The organism is Legionella beliardensis (assembly GCF_900452395.1).
In the GTDB taxonomy this organism is placed as follows: domain Bacteria; phylum Pseudomonadota; class Gammaproteobacteria; order Legionellales; family Legionellaceae; genus Legionella_C; species Legionella_C beliardensis.
In genome coordinates, this window is the sequence record NZ_UGNV01000001.1 from 706,444 (window position 1) to 727,368 (window position 20,925).

Here is a 20,925-nt window from a genome sequence, read left to right on the forward strand (position 1 = left end):
GTGTGTATATCGCACTCCTTTGTATTTTTTGCAATTAGTTAAATAAATGCAGTTATTAAATTGGTGTAACTATGGACCAACGGGATTATTATGAGGTTCTTGGCGTTGATCGAGGCGCTGATGAGAATGCAATAAAAAAAGCTTATCGTAAATTAGCGATGAAATATCATCCGGATCGTAATCCCAATAATACAGAAGCTGAAGAGAAATTTAAAGAAATTCAAAATGCTTACGCGGTTCTCTCTGACTCCCAGAAACGAGCTATGTACGATCAATACGGTCACGCTGGTGTAAATGCAGCTGGCGGAGGAGGCTTTGGCGGTTTTGGTGGCTTTGAGGAAGTCTTTGGGGATATATTTGAGAATATTTTCTCCGGCGGCCGCACACGTCAGTCGCGGGCTCATCGAGGGTCTGACTTACAATTTAATGTGCAATTAACCTTAGAAGAAGCAGCAGTAGGCAAACAAATAGAAATTAATGTGCCTCGCCATACAACCTGTCAAACATGTAGCGGTTCTGGCTCTAAACCTGGTTCGTCACCTAAAAATTGTGAAACATGTAATGGTGTTGGCCAAGTGCGTATTCAGCAAGGCTTTTTTTCTATTCAACAAACCTGTCCTACTTGTCACGGTGAAGGTAAAGTCATTACTGATCCCTGTTCAGGCTGTCATGGTCAAGGGCGAGTACGAGAAAGTAAAAAGCTAACAGTAAAAATCCCAGCAGGCGTTGATAATGGTGACAGGGTACGTCTAAGCGGTGAAGGAGAGGCTGGAGTGCATGGGGGAGGGTCTGGTGATTTATATGTCCAGATTACTATTAAAGCCCATAGTATTTTTGAGCGTCATGAAAATGATCTACACTGCGATGTTCCTATTAGTTTTGGTACAGCAGCCTTAGGAGGTTCTATCGAAGTGCCTACCTTAGAAGGTCGAGTCACTTTGAAAATCCCCTCAGAAACACAAACCGGCAAGGTATTTCGTTTACGGGGTAAAGGAATGAAATCCGTACGAGGACATGCACCTGGTGATTTATTATGTAGAGTCGTGGTAGAAACACCGGTCAATTTATCTCGTGAGCAAAAAGAGTTATTGTCTAAGTTACAAGAATCATTAGAAAGCAGTAAAAAAACGCATTCGCCACGGTCAAGTACTTGGTTTGATGGGGTAAAAAAATTTTTTGAAGACATGAAATTTTAAAACTACACAATATTGCGCCTTTAAACTATAAATTTAGCAATTACTGCTTAAAAATGAGTACTGGTAAAGGCCTGAACTTGCGGTTTTTGTAAACACATAGGAGCTAGCTTGGTGCTCATAAAGTTTATAAATTTAAAAAACTTAAGCTAAGCTCTTCTCTTAGTAGCGATTAATTAGAATAATTGCTGCTATACCTTACTATTGTTTACGTTATAGTCACTTATGGTACTATACTTGCTAACAAGTCATTCGGTATAATATGCAACAATTAAACATTTTTAGTTTTCTATTGTCTTAGTATAGGGTTTTTTCATGCTTAATAAGCCAGCTATTTTAGCGCTTGCTGATGGCACCGTAGTCGAAGGTATTTCAGTAGGTGCCAGTGGTGATTGTGTCGGTGAGCTAGTATTTAATACAGCCATGACAGGCTATCAGGAAATGCTTACCGATCCTTCTTACGCAAAGCAGATTGTTATGTTAACGACAGCCCATGTGGGTAATACCGGCTGTAATAATGAAGATATGGAATCATCACGAGTCTGGGCTACAGGCCTTGTGATGCGTAATTATTCACCTATACCAAGTAATTATCGTTCGAATCAATCTTTGTCGGATTGGCTTAAAAAGAATAATATTGTAGCTATTGCTGGGATAGATACTCGCCAATTAACAACCTTAATCAGAGAAAAAGGCGCACTTGGCTGCTGCATTAGCACAAATGTTGCTAAACCTAAGTTAGCACTAGCGAAAGCTGAAGCTTTTTCAGGGTTAAACGATGCGGATTTAGCAACTGAGGTTTCTAGACAAACCATCGAACGTTGGGATCAGGGCCGCGGCCTGTGGAGTGAAGCCTCAAAGCCTTTACATTATCATGTTGTAGCATACGATTTTGGGGTAAAAAATACTATATTACGCATCCTTTATGATAAAGGTTGTTACATTACCTTAGTGCCTGCTCAAACAAGTGCTGAGGAAGTATTAGCTCTAAATCCTGACGGCGTTTTTCTATCTAATGGCCCAGGTGATCCTAAAGCATGCCAGTATGCTATTGATGCAACTAAAACATTTCTAAAAACTGAAATCCCAGTGTTTGGTATTTGTTTGGGCTTTCAAATTCTAGCTTTAGCCAGCGGCGCTAAATCAGCCAAAATGAAATTTGGCCACCATGGTGCTAATCATCCCGTTATAGCGACAGAAGAAGATAAGCAAGTGTTTATTACTAGCCAAAATCATGGATTTACCATTGATGAACATACGTTGACTGATAACTGGGATATTACTCATCGTTCTTTATTTGATCAAACATTGCAAGGCATTAAACATAAATTTAAGCCAGCTTTGGGTTTTCAGGGCCATCCTGAAGCAAGTCCCGGGCCTCATGATATAGAGGTTTTATTTGATCAATTTATAACGATGATGCACAATGCTAATAATCAAAGAGGAATAAAGTGAACGAATTTCATGTCTTTACTTCAGAGTCGGTTTCTGAAGGCCACCCGGATAAAATTGCTGATCAAATTTCAGATGCTATTTTAGATGCTATTTTGAGCAAAGATCCCAAAGCACGTGTTGCCTGTGAAACGTTAGTAAAAACTGGAATGGTTTTAATAGGTGGAGAAATTACTACTTCAGCGTGGGTTGATGTGGAAGAAATTACCCGCAGAGTGGTAAGAGACATTGGTTATAATAGCTCGGATATGGGTTTTGATTGGGCCTCTTGTGCAGTATTATCAGCAATCGGTAAGCAATCACCCGATATTTCGCAGGGCGTAGACAACCCAACTACTAATATATTGGGCGCAGGCGATCAGGGGCTCATGTTTGGGTATGCAAGCCGAGAAACAGATGTCTTTATGCCTGCTCCTATTGCTTATGCACACCGACTAATGGAAAGGCAAGCTTTACTTCGAAAGCAGAAGAAATTACCTTGGCTTAGACCAGATGCTAAGTGTCAATTAACTTTGCGTTATGAACAGGGCAAACCTGTTGGAATAGATACTGTAGTCTTTTCAACGCAACATGACCCTGATATTTCATATGAAAATATAGTAGAAGCGGTTCATGAAGAAATCATTAAACCCGTACTGCCAAACGATTGGTTAACAGCAGACACACGTTATTTCATTAATCCAACCGGCCGTTTTGTCATCGGAGGACCTTTGGGTGACTGTGGTTTAACGGGCAGGAAAATTATTGTAGATACATACGGTGGCATGGCAAGACATGGCGGCGGTTGCTTTTCTGGTAAAGATCCTTCAAAAGTAGATCGCTCAGCAGCCTATGCAGCGCGGCACGTTGCTAAAAACATTGTAGCTGCTGGAATCGCAGATAAGTGTGAAATTCAAGTGTCCTATGCAATTGGTATTGCCGAGCCAACTTCAATCAGTATTGATACCTTTAATACAGGTAAATTGTCTAATAAAGATATTATAAAATTGATTAATGATCATTTTGATTTAACCCCGCAAGGCATTATCAATCATCATGACTTGCTGCGTCCTATTTATCAACAAACTGCTACTTATGGTCATTATGGTCGAGCTAATTTGCCTTGGGAGCGCTTAGATAAAGTAGACGTACTAAGACAGGCTTTATAGCGTTAGTTTTTGTATTGCAATCTTGGGTATTTTGGTAACTAGCAATTTTGTTATCTATTGTTATTATTTAAACTCAGTTACTAAAGAAATAGACTGAAAGTTTAACTATGATTTATATACTGTATTTGGTAAAAGGATAATTTATGAACACAACCACTGTTGCGACTGCCAGTACGACTGCAGATGACTTTAAAGTAGCAGACATTTCCCTCGCTGCCTGGGGACGTAAAGAAATCGCTATTGCTGAAACTGAAATGCCAGGACTAATGGCACTACGTGAAGAATTTGCAGCCGAGCAGCCATTAAAAGGCGCGCGCATTGCTGGTTGTTTACATATGACTATTCAAACAGCTGTGTTAATTGAAACATTAACAGCTTTAGGCGCAGAGGTGCGTTGGTCTTCATGCAATATTTTTTCTACTCAAGACCACGCGGCAGCAGCGATGGCAGAAGCCAATATCCCTGTCTTTGCCTGGAAAGGGGAAACGGAAGGGGAGTATTGGTGGTGTATTGAGCAAACGATTTTAGCTAGAAACGGCTGGCGGCCTAATATGATCTTGGATGATGGGGGTGATTTAACGTTTGTAATCCATGATAAATACCCAGAACTACTTAATGATATACGAGGTATCTCAGAAGAGACAACTACGGGTGTTGCTAGGCTTTATGATATGGCGAAAAAAGGCTTGTTAAAAGCGCCAGCAATCAATGTAAATGATTCGGTTACAAAGTCTAAGTTTGATAATTTATATGGCTGTAGAGAGTCTCTTTTGGATGGTTTAAAGCGAGCCACCGATGTTATGGTTGCTGGTAAAGTAGCTATTATTCTTGGCTATGGCGATGTAGGTAAGGGGTGCGCTCAAGCCCTACGCGGGCAAGGTGCCACTGTTTTAATTGCTGAAATAGATCCTATTTGTGCACTACAAGCTGCAATGGAAGGGTATCGGGTAGTGACCCTAGATGATGTCGCTGAGCAAGTAGATATTGTGGTTACCGCAACGGGTAATTATCATGTCGTGACGCATGAGCACATGATACGCATGCGAAACCAAGCGATAGTTTGTAACATTGGCCATTTTGACTCTGAAATTGATATTCAGAGCTTGCGTCAATATCGTTGGGAAAATATTAAGCCACAAGTAGATCATGTTATTTTTCCTGATGGAAAGCGTATTATTGTTTTAGCTGAAGGACGATTAGTAAATCTTGGTTGTGCAACAGGCCACCCCAGTTTTGTCATGTCTGCTTCGTTCACGAATCAAGTATTAGCTCAAATTGAACTCTATAATAATCATCATTATAAGTGTGAAGTGTATACGCTACCAAAACATTTAGATGAGAAAGTAGCCCGTTTGCATCTAAATCGAATTGGCGCAAAGCTCACGCAATTAACTGAGCGACAAGCTAATTATATTGGCGTAGATATTAATGGACCCTATAAGCCAGATCATTATCGTTATTAATAATTATATTACCTTACTTTTAGCTAAGGTTTATCATTTAACTAACGATTACAGAGAGTATTTAAGCGACAACATGCAGGACTTAATTTATTTTATTTTACATATAGATACCTATTTAGTAAATTTTGCTTCGGCACATGGAGCTTGGACTTATTTAGCGTTATTTGCAGTAATTTTTTGTGAAACAGGCTTAATTATACTGCCTTTTTTGCCAGGAGACTCCTTACTCTTTGTTGCTGGGAGTTTTGCAGCTCACCCGGATAGCCCGCTTAATGTTATGGTATTGTTTTTATTATTAAGCTTGGCTTCTATTATTGGGAATCAAATTAATTATTTCGTAGGTAGATTAATTGGGCCGCGTGTTTTCACCGCGAAAGAAACACGCATCTTTAATAAAAAACACCTAATGCAAGCTCACCAATTTTATGAAAAGCATGGTGGTAAGACGATCTTTCTAGCTCGATTTTTACCTATTGTGCGTACGTTTGTGCCTTTTGTGGCAGGTGTTAGCTATATGAATTTAGTTCAATTTACCTATTATAATGTTTTAAGTGCCATATTATGGATTGGAAGCTTACTGGCTTTTGGCTATTTTTTTGGCAGTATTCCCATTATTAAAGAAAATTTCTCTGCAGTTATTTATGGCATCATTATCCTTTCCTGCTTGCCTCCTTTAGTCACTTTTCTTTTTGTGCAAAATAAAAAACCTTAACTACTTAAGCCCTTGAACTTGTCAAAAGTAAACTCATTAAACTGAGCTAAAATTAGTAGCAAGGGCATAAAATTTTATAGGGCTAAGCCTTGGTTTTTGCAAACTAAAATTCCAATTTACAGTTTGCAATAGTTAAATTTTTAAAGAGCTTTCTATTTAGAATATTTTAAATTGATTGAATATCAGCAGCTTAGGGAAATGAAATTAAATTTAAATGCCCTATACGTTCAGGATATGATTATGAAAAATATAAATAAATCAAGCTCATCAATGTTTAAAGCTAATGAATTAACTCATTTGATTGGCGCTGCTGATACTAAGTCGGCAATTACTGATAAGAATAATATTCAATTAAAGCAGATGCTAGGTAATTGCAGTCATACTATTTTCATTGGATTATTAACACCTGAAGGTACTTTTGCTTATGTTAATAAGATTGCCTTTGATTTAATAGGAATGAAGGCGGAAGATGTATTGAATAAGCCCCTGCCTAAAGTTGCTTGTTGGTCTTTCTCTCTTGTCACTCGCAAACTTTTACGCAAAGCAATTAAATTGGCTGCAAAGGGTAATGCCAGTCATTTTGAAATTACCATGCAGGATAAAGAGGGTAAGCTACATATTACTGACTTCTTTTTACATCCCTTATTTGGTTCTACAGGTGAAGTCAACTATTTAGTGCCTTCTATTCAAGACATTACTGCCCGACAACGTTTGGAGTCAAATCTGCAATTAACGCAATTTGCAGTTGATCATGCGGAAGATGCTATATTGCAAATTGGTGCGGATAGTAGAGTTAAGTATGCTAATGAATCTGCGTGCCGGCACCTAGGTTATTCACACAAACAGTTAATTGGTATGTCAGTCAATGAATTTGATCGATACAGTCGAGAAGTTAATTGGAAGTCTCAATGGCATGAGTTAAAAGCTAAAGGGGCAAGGCGGGGTGAATCCATTCATTGTCATTGTGATGGTCGAGAAATTCCTGTTGAAATTTCAGCAACTTATTTTGAGTACCAAGGTGAGGAATACTGCTTTATGTATGTTAAGGATATAAGTGAGCAGAAAGCAGCTGCTAAACGAATTGAATACCTAGCCCATTACGATCGCATGACGCGATTACCTAATCGGTTTTTATTTACTGAACGTTTAAATGAAGCGCTTAATATTGCAGCAAAAAATAAATCGTTATTAGTAATTTTTTGTATAGGGTTAGATCGATTTAAATTAGTCAATGATACCCTAGGTAATGCGGGTGGTGATGAGGTGTTACAAATAACCGCGAATCGATTAATATCTAGTGTTCGTGATTTGGATGTAGTGGCGCGCATTGGGGGTGATGAATTTGCGATTTTATTAGAAAAAAGTCCAAAAAATAATAATGAAGTCATAAAAACTGCGCAACGTATTATAGATATTTTTAATCAACCTTACTTAATAAATCGCCAAGAAATTTTTATTATGTGTAGTATCGGTATTGCTACTTACCCTAAAGGCGGCCGTGATGCCGATGAGATTTTAAAAAATGCGAGCGCTGCCTTACAGCAAGCAAAAAAACAAGGGGGTAATAGTTTTTGTGTGTATACATCAGCGCCTTGTAGTCGCGATCCTGCACGTTGGTACTGGGAAGCTGATTTACGCAATGCCTTAAAGAATAAGCAGTTTGAAATTTACTACCAACCACGGGTTGATTCTAATACCGGTAAAATTTTTGGAGCAGAGGCGCTCTTAAGGTGGCATCATCCGACTAAAGGATTGGTCCTACCCGATCAGTTTATAGGTATTGCAGAAGAAACGGGCTTAATTTTACCTATTGGTGAATGGGTTTTACTCAATGCCGCAAAACAACGAAAAGAATGGGAAAACCAAGGTTTTTCATTAGCAAGGCTTGGTATTAATTTGTCTGCACGTCAATTTCACCAAAAAAATTTGGTACAAATTATCCAACGTATTTTAATAGAGACAAATCTTGATCCTGACTTAATAGAATTAGAATTAACCGAAAGTTTAATTATGCAAGATGTAGGACTTGCTATAGAAACAATGAATAAATTAAAGGATTTAGGTATTCATATTGCGCTTGATGATTTTGGCACGGGGTATTCAAGTTTGAGCTATTTACGTTATTTTCCTATTGATACATTAAAAATTGATCGCTCCTTTGTTAATGAAATTACGTTTGATAAGAATAGCGTGGCCATTGCGGAAGCCATTATTATTATGGCGCATCGCCTAGATTTAACAGTGATAGCAGAAGGCGTAGAAACCTTTGAACAACTTATGGTGCTTCGCCAAGGCGGATGTGATCAAATTCAAGGATTTCATTTTTCAAAGCCCCTTCCCCCTGAGGAAATGACACTATTATTAGCCAGTGAAGTTTCAGTAAGAAATTGGGGTGAATCTTATTCTTATCGACATTAATGTGAATTTGGCACAGAACACTGTGAGAGCGTTTGTGTCACTAAATTTCTTTATTAAACCTATTTTTTACTTTAACCGTGCGGTTTTTTAAGTTCTGTAAATTATTTTTTTAATCGATAGGGAACATAAACTGGGTTCCAAATATGCTTTTTAAGGCATGCTTCAATTTCCTCATCACTCATGGGTTTGGCTAATTGAGAGCTTACAGCTTCTTTTGCTACAGCTAAGGCTACTTGATAAGATACTTCTCTTACCTCGGTTAAAGGGGGTAGTAAATTAGCGCTGGCATCTTTTTGGGCGGGTGAGCAGTTAGCTAGGGCTCTAGCTGCAACCATAAACATTTTATCGGTCACATGGCGCGCTTGCACAGAAATCAAGCCTAAGCCCATCCCTGGAAAAATATAAACATTGTTAGTCTGATCAACTCGAAACAATTTACCATTTTTGACAATATTGCCAAATGGACTTCCGGTGCCAATGACTGCCCGATTATCTGTCCAAAGCATTAAATCGGTAGGTACTGCTTCACTGTGGGTGATAGGATTAGAAAGCGGTAAAATGATAGGTTGTTTGACATGAGAGGTCATCTCGCGAATGATTGCTTCGGTAAATAAGCCTGGTTGGCCTGATACACCAAGTAAGGCATGCGGGTGCAAATTTTTGACCACATCCATAAGACTAATCATATTTTTATTTTCATATTTCCAGTCAGCAATTGCTGCACGTGACTGGGTTAATTTCTGTTGAAATGGGAGTAAGTCTTTCATTTCATCCAATAATAGCCCATTCCTATCGACCATAAAAATTTGCTTACGTGCTTGTTTCTCAGTTAAACCATCTTCCATCATGGCATGCACAATGAGTTCCGCTATACCACAGCCTGCAGTACCTGCGCCTAAAATAGCAATTCGTTGATCACGCAATGGAATACGCGTAACTTGTACAGCTGAAAGCAAGGTTCCTGTAGCAATGGCTGCTGTTCCCTGGACATCATCATTGAATGTACAAAGTTTATTACGGTATTTGTCTAATAATCGCGTCGCGTTTTGCAGAGCAAAATCTTCCCATTGGAGTAAAATGTGCGGGAATCTCTTCTTGATAGCTCGAATAAAAGCAGCAATAAAATCATCATAGTCTTGGCCACGAATTCGCTCATGTCGCCAGCCAATATATAATGGATCATTTATTAACTCAGCGTTATTGGTGCCTGTATCTAGTAAAATGGGTAAGGTAGCGCTTGGATGAATACCTGAGCAAGCGCAATAAAGAGCAAGTTTGCCAATAGGAATTCCCATACCGCCTGCGCCTTGATCACCTAGTCCTAAGATACGCTCGCCATCTGAAACAACGATTGCCTTCACAGAATCAAAACGTGGGTTAGCTAAAATTTGATCAATACGATCTTTATAAGGATAAGCAATAAAAATACCACGTGGACGACGGTAGATATGGCTAAATGATTGGCAAGCCTCACCAACTACTGGTGTATAAACGACGGGCATTATTTCCGTAATATGCTCAATTAATAAGCTGTAATAAAGTGTCTCATTGGAATCTTGTAAGTCACGTAAATAGATATATTGTTCAAGCTCGGTTTTTTTATTTTTAAAGGCTTCGTAAGAGCGGGCTCGCTGTTGCTCGATTGTACTTACTTCTGGAGGCAGTAAACCAAATAAGTTAAATGTTTCTCTCTCTTCATTAGTGAAAGCAGAGCCCTTATTTAAAATAGGATTTAAAATGAGATTAAAGTCTGTGACCTTAATTTCTTCAAAATCCTTTTTATTAGGTGACTTGCGCTTCATTAAAGCCTCCTAGCTATCTATTAATAAATAGATAATAGACCAAAAATTTGACAAAATCATCTTTTATACTACAATTAAAGTGTAGGTCAAATAAAGGTTTAAATACCTTAGTTAGACCTAATCAAAAACCACCTTCGGGTGGTTTTTGAGCTTATAGGGTTACTAATAACAACTTAAGATATCTATAACACAAGCGCGTTTAATCTAAGTTAATTTTTTGCGCAGTTACTTTAAAGTTAACTTGAACCTCATCTTTAATACTACTAACATCAGCCCATTCACCTTGACCTACACCAAAGGCAGTTCGCTTGATAGTCGTATTTCCTTGAACAACAGTATAGTCTCTATCATTTTCCTCCGCTGTAAAGGTTAGGGTTACAGGCACGGTTTTATTACGAATGGTCAGTGTTCCTGCAGCAGTATAAGTGTTTTCATTAATTTTATTAAAGCGCGTTGCTTTAAATGATGCAGATGGAAAACGGCTTACATCGAACCAGTCAGCTGAGAGCAGCATGGTAACGAGATCGTGATAGGAAGCAGATAAAGAAGTCATATCGATGGTAATATTAATTTGGCTAGATTCATAGCGCTTAGGATCAACGGCAATCTCGCCAGTAAAACGCTTAAATTGGCCTGATATAGGTGCATTATTTTGTATAGCCGTAAATGTTATATTACTTTGGGCAGGCAAAATTTCCCATTTGGGTAAATCGTTAGCATAAAGCATGACTGGAAACAGGCAAAAAAGGGCAGCCTTGTATTTACTTAAAGTAGATTGCCTTTTCATGGCAACATCCTCCGGATGGTATCGTCTTTATCATAAAAATGATGTTTTAGAGCAGCAAATAAATGCAATACAATTAATGCAATTAAAACATTAGATAAAACTTCATGTGTTTGCGCAAAAAAATCGCGTAAGTAATCATTAGGCGCAATTAGATTTGGTAGGGTAAATAAACCAAAGAAAGAAACAGGAAATCCTGCTGCCGAAGACATAAGCCAGCCGGTAAGGGGCATTGCTAACATCAAAATATACAATGTCCAGTGCACTGCTAGTGCCGCGTTTCTTTCCCAGCGAGGTATAGTTAATTTCGGCGTAATATTAAAAAAGCGCCATAAAACCCTGATTATAACTAAGGTTAAAACGACAATACCAAACTCTTTATGTAGACCATAAAGCTTAAGCTTCTCAGGACTTGTTTTTAGTGAGGTCATGTATAACCCAACGCAAAGTAAGGTAATAACAATAAGTGCTAAAAGCCAATGTAAGGTGATGGCAACTAGGCCATACCGAGTAGTCGTGTTTTTTAATTCCATAGTCCTTTACCTTATGATTGAGTTGGATTAACTTGATAAGCTTCAGCGCCAATTTCAATTTTTACATCATCACCCAGTGCTTCTTGTAGATTAGTCATGCCAAAATCTGAACGTTTAATGGTCGTTGTTGCTGAGAAGCCGGCTGTCATCCTTTCCTTCATTGGATGCTTACCTATGTTATTTAACATGACATCTAAAGTGACAGGTTTAGTTACGCCACGCAACGTTAGCGTGCCGTGAACTTTAGCTGTGTTTTTACTAAGCATTTCAACTCGGTTACTAGAAAAAGTAGCCGTAGGGTATTTAGCCGTATCAAAAAAAAGCTTTTCTCTTAAGTGCTTATCTAATTCCGGTATACCGGTAACAACATCAGCAACTTGAATGCTGGCTGTAACTTTGCTGTTTTGAGGGTTATTAGGGTCAAATATAATCTCGCCATTGGCAAACCATTTACCAGTCTGATAGGAAAAATTTAAATGCTTAATAGTCCATAAGACATAGGTATGCTGATTATCTAAAATCCATTTTTCAGCAGCATAGGAAGAAAAAGTAACAAGACTAATGAGTAATACTAAGAATAAACGGTTTAAATGCTGAGCCATAACTAACTCCAATGTTATTGTTATTTTTAATCTGGATTCCGTGTAAATGCCCCACATTGCACAGGATAACACTCGCTTACATTATTTAATTTCTTTAAGGACAGCTAGCTAACTGAATTTTAGCAAAAATCTTAGTTAAGTAGGAAGTGAAGATTACTGCAATTTATATTTTACAAATAGGTAATAACACGGCTAATATAAAAAGTGAATCACAATTCGCTGTGTGGAGGATTCATATTATTTTCCTGTAACGTAAGGAGTTAGCAAATGTTAGGATGGGCGTTAATATTTTTAATTGTTGCAATTATTGCCGGAGCTTTTGGATTTAGAGGAGCAGCTTCAACAGCGGCAAGTATAGCTAAAGTACTTTTCTTCTTATTCCTGGTAATCTTCATTGTCATGTTAATTATGGGATTATTAGGCGGTGGCACTCCTGCAGTACCAACACCTTAATTTTCAAAAATAGCCGCGATTGCGGCTATTTCATTTTTAATATAAGGGTTTAGATTCCAAAACAGGTTGTGTGGTTGATTTACTTTTTGATTTGGCATAGAGCCCATGGACATGAATACCGTCTTCTGTTTTGTTTATTGCATTAGAAGCTGGATTTATCGAAGATTCAGATAGGACGGAAATTCGTTGGTTTTCTGCTAAAAAAGCAGCGCGTTGTTGACGGAGCGTTTCTAGCTCTTCTCGTGCTTGTTTTAATTTTAATTCTGTCATACCCATTTTCTCTAAACGCTCTACTTGAGTTTCTTGCCGGTCTAATAACTCATGGTAGCGATTATTACTTTGCTCAAGCTGCTCTTTCACTTCCCTAAGTTCTTTTTCCAATGATTGGACTCTGTCATTGATAACTAAGAAACTTTGCTCACCACTATCAATAACCTCAGTGATTCTCTTTTGAAAAATTTCTCGATTTTTACCATCTTTGATAACGGTGCCAGATAAGGTTTTTACGGTACTTTGTAGCGCTGTGGCAACATTTTTAGCTTTTTTAACTTCGGCTTCTAAGGTGGTTTTAACTTCCACTAATTCGGTGACTTTTTCATTAAGTTGCCGCCGGCTTTGTTCATAATCTTTTCTTACTTGAGTTAGCTCAATGGCATTTTTTTCTAATAACACCTCATTCTCTGAGGCAGATTGTTTAAGCCTTTCGGCTTCTTTTTCTAATTTTTCCTGCGTTTCTTTTAGTAATCTTTCAGTAGCGACAAACAATTCAATCTGATTGGTAAGTGATTCAATTTTCTCACTTAATACGGCAACATTATTCGCTAATTTTTGGTTTTCAGTTTTAAATTTTTGAATTTCTACAGATAAATCTTCACGTATTTTATCTAATGCAGAAATGGTAATGGATAGTATATCAGCTAGGTAAAAGATTCCTTTTTTTAAATGCTCAGTGATATTTTTATTATAACTATGATGATCATCAAGGATAATACTGCCGGTTGCATAAACAACGACAGTTGCGCCGCTAAGAGCAAGTAAGACGCCTAAATGAGCAGCTACACCTGCAGCAAGGGTTGGAAATGATAGTACAACGCCTCCAATTATTTTTTGCCAGATGGGTAAATCTCCCCAATAATCAGATGCTTTAGTAAAAATACTTTTATCTTTAGAAAGGAGATCAATAATTGCACCCAGATTATTTTTAATTTGCAAAAGATGTTCTTGGGTTAATGCTATTTTCTTAAGATTATCTTGTTCAAATTTATAAGACTCTATTATAACTGCGTCAGAGAGTTGTTCTTCACCAATAAGATCTTTTGCGTTAGATGACATGGCCACTCCTTGTTGCAATTTTTTCCTTTGAAACTTATTTATAAGCATAAAATGCTTTATTGTGCAAGAAGAAATTCATTTTACTGAATTTTAATCAGGTAAAAATTAAGCTTTAAATCTAATAATTAACGCAATTTGGTAGGGATTTAACCAGCTTTAATTGCATAAGAACCATGACTTTAATAAGCCATGTGCCTTAATGTCAAAGGGCGTGAGGTTTTATCCAACCCATGCTAAATGCTAAGAAAAGAAAAAGAAATAACGCTAAAGATAAACCAATACGCCAAGTTAATGCCTTAACAGTGCGTTTTGTTTTGCCTTCATCGCGAACTAAGAAAATTAAACTACTTCCTAATGCAGCCAAAATAACTAGCATTACAGTAATAATAAAAATTTTGGTGAACATTTGTTATACTCCTCGATTTTATTGTAACGCTTTATCTGTTAATTATCTACTTAAGTGATCGTAAATACAGCAGATAGTTTACTAAATTGTTTTAGCATTTACTCAATTAGGAAAAAAGATGGCCAGTTTAACGTGTTTTAATCGTAGTTTCACCCCTAATTGGCTATTAGCATTAGTCGTTATTTTAATAAGCGCATTATTTATTTATTTAGGTATGTGGCAATTAAGGCGGGCAGAAGAAAAAAACCTGATGCTTGCGGCTTTCCAAAAACAAGCAACGCAACCACCATTGACATGGCAACCAGGTATTAAGCTTAAGCAATATCAACGCATTACAGTTAAAGGACATTACCTTACCCAAAATTTTTTATTAGATAATCAGCATCATCAGCATCAATTTGGTTATAATCTTTTAACGCCTTTGGTGCTTGCTGATGGCAAGGTCATATTGATTGATAGAGGATGGCTTCCAGGTGATTTAAATAGACGTAATCTACCGACCGTTTCTTTTCCAGAAGGGGAATTGCAATTAGCAGGGCAAGTTTATTATCCTTCCTCTAAAAATTGGGTTTTAGGGCAGAATTTGGAAGTAAAATCTGCAAATCTAGCCCTGGTAGAGCAAATAGATGTTTCACAGATTAGCCAATTTTTGCATAAATTTGTTTATCCATTTATCATCCGCTTGGATAAATTAGAAGAAGGTGGCTATGTCCGTGAGTGGGCAATAGTTTCTATGCCGCCGGCGCGCCATAAAGCTTACGCGCTGCAGTGGTTTACTATGGCGTTAGTAATTTGGTTAATTTTTATTGGATTGAGTGTAAAGAAAACGAATGAATAAATTAAGTAAGGGTAACTACATTGTATTAGTCATATTGATTTTAATATTTATTTTTCCTGGCGTTGCGGCTTATGTATTCTACACTCATCCGCAATGGTTACCAGGGCAATCTCTTAATAATAAAGGTAAGTTGCTAAATCCTCCCGAATTATTAGGTACAGCTCCTGGGCCCGCTAAATGGCGTTTAGTGTTGTGGAATCCTAATGATTGTAAGAAAAAATGCTTAAAACAAATTGATAAATTAGCTCGTGTCCGACTGGCCTTAGGCAGGCGCTTATTAAATGTTGATGAGTTAATTGTCCTAACTAAGCAGAGCCAATTCCCAAGCCAACTTAATGATGAACTTCATGAGAAAAATATTCATTTACTTTTACTCTCTAAAGAAGAGCAAGCTCGACAAAAACTGCTTGATGAACGTATGCGAATTTTTATTGCTAATCCTAATAATTATTTAGTGTTAGCCTATGAAGCTAAAACGAAGCCTGAAGATATTTTTCATGATATCCAACAATTATTAACTACCAGTGAAAAAGGTAAGTAATGTTTAAAGAAATAACAAAATTGCAGCGCTATGCCGTAACGTTAGCAGCAATACTTGCGTTAATTGTAGTGATGTTAGGCGCTTTTACACGGTTAACCAATGCGGGTTTGGGCTGTCCTGATTGGCCTGGGTGTTATGGGCATTTAGTTTTACCAAGTAATGAAAAGGCGTTAACTGCGGCCCAATTACAATACCCACAAAATCCTATTGAAGCAAGTAAAGCCTGGACTGAAATGGCGCATCGTTATGCGGCTGGTCTATTGGCTTTATTAATTTTTTCAATTGGATTTTATAACCTAAAGCTTTGGTATGATAATAACGCCGAGACTAAGGCTCTGCCTATAGTACTTATGTTACTTGTCTTATTTCAAGCGGCCTTGGGCATGTGGACGGTTACCTTAAAATTATTACCTATCGTTGTGATGGCTCATTTATTAGGAGGAATGGTAATTTTCTCATTGCTGTTATGCTTGAGAATGCAATTAACTCAGGTCAAAGCGCCTGTTAAGCGTTTCCCTAAGTGGCAATTTTGGGTTGGTTTGGGTGTGGTTTTAGTGTTTTGTCAGATTGCTTTAGGGGGCTGGGTAAGCGCTAATTATGCCGGTATCGCTTGTATAGGCTTTCCGCAGTGCAATGGTTCGTGGCTGCCGCCATTACATTTAAGCGAGGGTTTTTATTTATTCTCACCAGTTGGTGCTAATTATCAAGGCGGTTTGTTAGAAAATGAGATAAGGGTTACTATTCAATTTATTCATCGCTTAGGTGCATTGATTGTTACCCTGTACATGCTTTCTTTGGCGACTTTTTTATTGTTAAAAATTAGAGATAAAGCAATACGCATTACTGCTACGTTGGTTATATTATTGGTTTTTGTCCAAGTTACCTTAGGTATATTAAACGTCATTTACTTACTACCACTTAGTATTGCTGTTGCACATAACGGCATTGCTGCATTACTATTAGCAACTTCCTTATCGTTGCTTTATTTTACTCAAAGGAGAGTAAGTGATGTCTCCTAATGGGTCAACTGTATTGTCTATTGTATGGCGTGACTATTTAGAATTATGTAAACCACGCGTTGTTGCTTTGATGCTACTGACTGTTGTAGTAGGAATGTATTTGGCTGCTCCTGGCTGGGTGCCTATGCCGACTTTACTTGCAACGTTAGTCGGGATTGGTTGTTGTGCAGGCAGTGCTGCTGCAATTAATCATTTAGTAGATAAACGCATTGATGCGCTCATGCAGCGCACTAATAAAAGGCCAGTAGCCCAAGGGAGGGTTTCTGTTAAGCAAGCCTGCTATTTTGCATTCCTGCTAGGCGTTATTGGTTTAGGTATTTTAATCGCTTTCGTCAATAAGCTAACAGCGGTCATGACATTTATTACCCTCATTGGCTATGCAGGTATTTACACAGGTTATCTTAAGCGTGCCACGCCACAAAATATTGTTATTGGAGGTTTAGCGGGTGCCGCTCCCCCCTTGCTGGGATGGATAGCTATTACCAATCAGCTAGACCCTGAAGCGCTATTATTGGTTTTAATTATATTTACCTGGACTCCGCCCCATTTTTGGGCATTGGCAATTTATCGGCTTGAAGAATATAGGCATGCAGCTATTCCTATGCTACCTGTTACGCACGGGGTAAGATTTACTAAGTTAAATATATTACTGTATACGATTCTACTCTTAACCGTCAGTGTATTGCCATTTATCATTGGTATGAGCGGTAAATTATATTTAATTGGAGCACTTTTATTGGGAGGGCGCTTTTTATATTGGGCTATTCGCCTTTATTTGCAGGAAAAACCTAGTATAGCTATGGGTACTTTTCGATTTTCTATCATCTACCTAATGATGTTATTTATTTTCTTATTATTTGATCACTATACCGTTTAAATTTCTGAGGGTATATCCTGACTGAATTAGATGCTAAGCATAGAGGAGCATAACGTTAATGAAAAAAACTAAAGTAGTTGTATTGGGTGGTATATTTGCTTTTGTCGCTTTAATAGCTGGCATGGCTTTATCACAATATACTCAGGCTGAGAAAAAAATAGATCCTAGCCAATTTCATGGGACTTTATTACAAAAGCCGCGGGGGGTTGAACAATTCAACTTGGTTGGCGTGGATAATCAGCCTTTTAACAACAAGAGCTTACAAGGTAAATGGACCATGGTGTTCTTTGGGTTTACAAATTGTGGTTACTTATGCCCAACAACAATGAGTGAATTGGCAAAAATGTACCATATACTTGAGCATGAGGGCGTTAAACCGTTGCCGCAGGTAGTGATGATTTCTATTGATCCAAACAGAGACTCATTAGATACATTAAAAAATTATGTCTCTACATTCGATTCTCACTTTTATGGAGCTCGTGGGGATGAGGATAAAGTAAAGAAAATGACGCGTGAAATGGGTATAGCGTATAGTAAAGTAATCCTACCTAACGCTAAAGATAATAAAAATTATGATATGCAGCATAGCGGGGCAGTCATGTTATTTAATCCCAAAGGTGAATTACGTGCGTTTTTTACAACACCACATCAAGCTAATTTGCTTGCTAAGGATTATCAACTTTTAGTGGGCTAAACAACTTTAGCTAATTAGCTTACATCAATGGAAGAATTATATCCTTTTTTAGTTAATAAAAGGATATAATTTGGCTTTACTGATCAAGACATAATACTTTCTTTGCTTACTTTAACTTGGCTAACATCTTCTTAAACAACATTTATAGAAGTGAGCCAAGCTATACTTAGCTTATAAATGGATGTTAACAAATCTTTTGATTTGATCACTATTAATTGGTGAAAGTTGAGCACTGAAAAGCAGGAATGAATTTGTGGTCGTGCCCGCAATAAAATTATTTAGGAACCAATTGTTATGAGAATTGCGATTTTAGCCACTAATCCTAATTTATATTCACACCAACGGTTAAAACAAGCAGGAGAGGAGGCTGGGCATGAAGTTAGTATTATTAACCCGCTTTATTGCTATATGAATGTTGCTTCATCTTGCCCTAAAGTACATTATCGGGGCGGTGAGCCTTTACCCCAATATGATGCAGTCATTCCGCGTATCGGTGCTTCTATCACCTACTATGGCACAGCTGTACTTAGGCATATGGAAACCATGGGTATGTATGCTTTAAACGAGTCAATTGCTATTTCTAGATCAAGGGATAAATTTCGTGCTTTGCAATTATTAGCACGAAAAGGGCTGCCTATGCCCCTTACAAGCTTTGCTCAGTCGCCTGACGATACTGAAGATTTAATCAGGATGGTCGGCGGTGCACCACTGGTCATTAAATTATTAGAAGGAACACAAGGAAAAGGCGTGATTTTGGCTGATAGTCATCAAGCTGCCGTGAGTATTATTAATGCCTTCAAAGAGATGTCTGCTAATATTTTAGTGCAGGAATTTATTGAAGAATCTAGAGGCACCGACATCAGGTGTTTTGTTATAGGCGATAAAGTCATTGCTTCTGTTAAGCGTCAAGCAAAAGAAGGAGAGTTTAGAGCGAATGTTCATCAAGGAGGAAAAGCAATTAAAGTAGCCTTAACACCTCCAGAACGTGCTATTGCTGTGGGCGCTGCCAAAACCATGGGCTTAAAAGTGGCAGGTGTGGATTTAATTCGTTCAAGGCATGGGCCCCTGATTCTTGAAATCAACTCATCGCCAGGGCTTGAAGGCATAGAAAAGGCTACAAATGTTAATATTGCCGGTAAAATTATCCAATATATTGAAAAGCATGCTAAACCAAAGAGCTCTAAACAAAGATTTCAAGGGTAGGTTAGAAAGATTATGATTTTTTTTGCTCACTTTTCCCGAGTAACCAATCTGCACTTACTTCTAGCTCATCGGCTAAGATAGCTAATAAATTAGAATCTGGGATAGCTGCGCCATTTAAAAAAGCTTCAGCTTTAAATTTAGGCACCTTTAATAATTTGGCAAAGACTTCAACTCGCTCATTATTTAATAAAGGAACGCCTATATTATCTAATTCTTTATTAAGCCTATCAGCAAATTGCTTGTTAGCCATATTTGCTCCAAATATTTTTGTTATTAATTTCTATAGCATAAAAAAAGGGTTTTGCAATAATTTCAGGTCTCGACTATAAGCTTATAATAATGAATAGGAAAAAAGGACATAGTCTATTAAGCATGTTTTCAGGCATATAATTAACGTAAGTTCACTATAAAAGTGATGATATAATTTGCGTCTTGCTAGCAGAAAATGTGCAGTATTTAGATAGAATTAAGATTAAAGGCCAATTAATATAAGATTGTTTTTAATTGTGATGCTAATTAAATGGAGTAACTTGTGGAATCGTTAATTACCCTTATTTTACTGGCAATATTTGCTATAGCATTTGTATTAGCAGGTGTTAAAGTGGTGCCGCAGTCTGAAGAATGGACTGTTGAGCGCTTTGGCCGTTATACACACACCTTGCACCCAGGCCTTGGATTGATTATTCCTTTTATTGATCGCGTGACTTATAAAGTGAATATGCGCGAGCGCGTTTTAGATATTCCACCACAAGAAGTCATTTCTTCTGATAATGCAATGGTTACCATTGATGCTGTTTGTTTCTTCCAAATTATTGATACAGCAAAGTCTGCTTATCAGGTTGATGATTTGGAGCATGCTATTCGCAACTTAACAATGACTAATATTCGTACTGTTTTAGGTTCGTTGGAATTAGATTCTATGTTAAGCCAACGTGATGAAATTAACAGCCGCTTAATGCATATTGTCGATTTAGCCACTAATCCTTGGGGCGTAAAAGTTACTCGTATTGAAATTCGTGATATTAGGCCGCCCCAGGATTTAGTAGATGCGATGGCTAATCAAATGAAAGCAGAACGGGACAAGAGAGCCGCTATTTTAGCAGCTGAAGGTCATCGTCAAGCTGAGATTTTAAGAGCTGAGGGCGATAAACAAGGACAAATCTTGCGCGCTGAGGCAGCCAGGCAAGAAGCATTTTTAGAAGCTGAAGCACGTGAGAGAACCGCACAAGCTGATGCTAATGCAACACGCATGGTTTCTGAGGCAATTGCAAAGGGCGATATGAATGCTATTAATTATTTTATTGCTGAGAAATATGTCGAAGCGTTAAAAGGGATTGGTATGGCGCAAAATAGTAAAATGGTATTAATGCCTATTGAAGCCTCAAGTATCATTGGTTCATTAGCCGGCATGACCGAGCTTTTTAAGAATGTAAACTCCTCTAAGGAATAGGAATG

Annotated in this window: 21 protein-coding genes; 14 read left to right on the forward strand and 7 right to left on the reverse strand. The window is 37.8% G+C overall.

What is annotated here, in order from left to right:
* Positions 1-71 precede the first annotated feature (71 nt).
* The 6 genes from dnaJ to DYE47_RS03205 all read left to right on the forward strand — a co-directional run bounded on the left by dnaJ (position 72) and on the right by DYE47_RS03205 (position 8,386).
* Complete coding sequence (gene dnaJ, locus DYE47_RS03180) at positions 72-1,196, forward strand: molecular chaperone DnaJ (RefSeq protein ID WP_115301877.1); 1,125 nt, start codon at positions 72-74, stop codon at positions 1,194-1,196.
* A gap of 312 nt (positions 1,197-1,508) precedes the next feature.
* On the forward strand, positions 1,509-2,648 hold the full coding sequence (gene carA, locus DYE47_RS03185; protein ID WP_115301878.1) for a glutamine-hydrolyzing carbamoyl-phosphate synthase small subunit: 1,140 nt from the start codon (positions 1,509-1,511) through the stop codon (positions 2,646-2,648).
* The gene (gene metK / locus DYE47_RS03190) at positions 2,645-3,793 is read left to right on the forward strand and encodes a methionine adenosyltransferase (protein WP_115301879.1); all 1,149 of its coding nucleotides are present in this window, start codon (positions 2,645-2,647) and stop codon (positions 3,791-3,793) included. The genes carA and metK overlap by 4 nt, the downstream gene beginning before the upstream one ends.
* A gap of 143 nt (positions 3,794-3,936) precedes the next feature.
* Positions 3,937-5,256, forward strand: a complete 1,320-nt coding sequence (gene ahcY / locus DYE47_RS03195; RefSeq protein WP_115301880.1) for an adenosylhomocysteinase — start codon at positions 3,937-3,939, stop codon at positions 5,254-5,256.
* 73 nt (positions 5,257-5,329) lie between these two features.
* Positions 5,330-5,968, forward strand: a complete 639-nt coding sequence (locus DYE47_RS03200; protein WP_115303998.1) for a DedA family protein — start codon at positions 5,330-5,332, stop codon at positions 5,966-5,968.
* A gap of 240 nt (positions 5,969-6,208) precedes the next feature.
* Complete coding sequence (locus DYE47_RS03205; RefSeq protein ID WP_160149832.1) at positions 6,209-8,386, forward strand: sensor domain-containing protein; 2,178 nt, start codon at positions 6,209-6,211, stop codon at positions 8,384-8,386.
* A 101-nt stretch (positions 8,387-8,487) separates the two neighbouring features.
* Here DYE47_RS03205 and DYE47_RS03210 read toward each other — a convergent pair whose 3' ends face one another.
* The 4 genes from DYE47_RS03210 to DYE47_RS03225 all read right to left on the reverse strand — a co-directional run bounded on the left by DYE47_RS03210 (position 8,488) and on the right by DYE47_RS03225 (position 12,107).
* Positions 8,488-10,188, reverse strand: a complete 1,701-nt coding sequence (locus DYE47_RS03210; protein ID WP_115301882.1) for an NAD-dependent malic enzyme — start codon at positions 10,186-10,188, stop codon at positions 8,488-8,490.
* A gap of 199 nt (positions 10,189-10,387) precedes the next feature.
* On the reverse strand, positions 10,388-10,975 hold the full coding sequence (locus DYE47_RS03215) for a YceI family protein (RefSeq protein ID WP_115301883.1): 588 nt from the start codon (positions 10,973-10,975) through the stop codon (positions 10,388-10,390).
* Complete coding sequence (locus DYE47_RS03220) at positions 10,972-11,505, reverse strand: cytochrome b (RefSeq protein ID WP_115301884.1); 534 nt, start codon at positions 11,503-11,505, stop codon at positions 10,972-10,974. The genes DYE47_RS03215 and DYE47_RS03220 overlap by 4 nt, the downstream gene beginning before the upstream one ends.
* Before the next feature lie 11 nt (positions 11,506-11,516).
* Positions 11,517-12,107, reverse strand: a complete 591-nt coding sequence (locus tag DYE47_RS03225; protein WP_115301885.1) for a YceI family protein — start codon at positions 12,105-12,107, stop codon at positions 11,517-11,519.
* Positions 12,108-12,374: 267 nt separating this feature from the next.
* On the opposite strand from DYE47_RS03225, the gene DYE47_RS03230 reads away from it, so the two are divergent.
* Positions 12,375-12,560 (forward strand): DUF1328 domain-containing protein, encoded by a 186-nt coding sequence (locus DYE47_RS03230; protein ID WP_115301886.1) that lies wholly within the window; start codon positions 12,375-12,377, stop codon positions 12,558-12,560.
* 36 nt (positions 12,561-12,596) lie between these two features.
* On the opposite strand, the gene DYE47_RS03235 is transcribed toward DYE47_RS03230, so the two are convergent.
* Positions 12,597-13,892: a LegC2/C7 family Dot/Icm T4SS effector gene (locus tag DYE47_RS03235; protein ID WP_115301887.1), complete on the reverse strand. Its 1,296-nt coding sequence runs from the start codon at positions 13,890-13,892 to the stop codon at positions 12,597-12,599.
* Between the two features lie 202 nt (positions 13,893-14,094).
* A complete protein-coding gene (locus DYE47_RS03240; protein WP_115301888.1) occupies positions 14,095-14,298 on the reverse strand; it encodes a twin transmembrane helix small protein in 204 nt (67 codons plus the stop codon).
* A gap of 118 nt (positions 14,299-14,416) precedes the next feature.
* Here DYE47_RS03240 and DYE47_RS03245 point away from each other — a divergent pair, with 118 nt between their 5' ends.
* From DYE47_RS03245 to rimK, 6 genes are all read left to right on the forward strand, one after another.
* Positions 14,417-15,136: an SURF1 family protein gene (locus DYE47_RS03245; protein ID WP_115301889.1), complete on the forward strand. Its 720-nt coding sequence runs from the start codon at positions 14,417-14,419 to the stop codon at positions 15,134-15,136.
* Positions 15,129-15,677, forward strand: coding sequence for a hypothetical protein (locus tag DYE47_RS03250; RefSeq protein WP_115301890.1), 549 nt, complete (start codon positions 15,129-15,131; stop codon positions 15,675-15,677). The genes DYE47_RS03245 and DYE47_RS03250 overlap by 8 nt, the downstream gene beginning before the upstream one ends.
* Positions 15,677-16,696: a COX15/CtaA family protein gene (locus tag DYE47_RS03255; protein ID WP_115301891.1), complete on the forward strand. Its 1,020-nt coding sequence runs from the start codon at positions 15,677-15,679 to the stop codon at positions 16,694-16,696. Before DYE47_RS03250 ends, DYE47_RS03255 begins: the two co-directional genes overlap by 1 nt.
* The gene (gene cyoE, locus DYE47_RS03260) at positions 16,686-17,573 is read left to right on the forward strand and encodes a heme o synthase (protein WP_115301892.1); all 888 of its coding nucleotides are present in this window, start codon (positions 16,686-16,688) and stop codon (positions 17,571-17,573) included. The genes DYE47_RS03255 and cyoE overlap by 11 nt, the downstream gene beginning before the upstream one ends.
* Positions 17,574-17,631: 58 nt before the next feature.
* Positions 17,632-18,267 carry an SCO family protein gene (locus DYE47_RS03265; protein WP_115301893.1) on the forward strand — a complete coding sequence of 212 codons (636 nt, stop codon included), beginning with the start codon at positions 17,632-17,634 and terminating at the stop codon, positions 18,265-18,267.
* A 294-nt stretch (positions 18,268-18,561) separates the two neighbouring features.
* The gene (gene rimK / locus DYE47_RS03270) at positions 18,562-19,470 is read left to right on the forward strand and encodes a 30S ribosomal protein S6--L-glutamate ligase (protein ID WP_115301894.1); all 909 of its coding nucleotides are present in this window, start codon (positions 18,562-18,564) and stop codon (positions 19,468-19,470) included.
* A 10-nt stretch (positions 19,471-19,480) separates the two neighbouring features.
* Here rimK and DYE47_RS03275 read toward each other — a convergent pair whose 3' ends face one another.
* Positions 19,481-19,720 carry a hypothetical protein gene (locus DYE47_RS03275; RefSeq protein ID WP_115301895.1) on the reverse strand — a complete coding sequence of 80 codons (240 nt, stop codon included), beginning with the start codon at positions 19,718-19,720 and terminating at the stop codon, positions 19,481-19,483.
* A gap of 282 nt (positions 19,721-20,002) precedes the next feature.
* Here DYE47_RS03275 and DYE47_RS03280 point away from each other — a divergent pair, with 282 nt between their 5' ends.
* On the forward strand, positions 20,003-20,920 hold the full coding sequence (locus DYE47_RS03280; protein ID WP_115301896.1) for an SPFH domain-containing protein: 918 nt from the start codon (positions 20,003-20,005) through the stop codon (positions 20,918-20,920).
* The last annotated feature ends 5 nt before the right edge of the window (positions 20,921-20,925 follow it).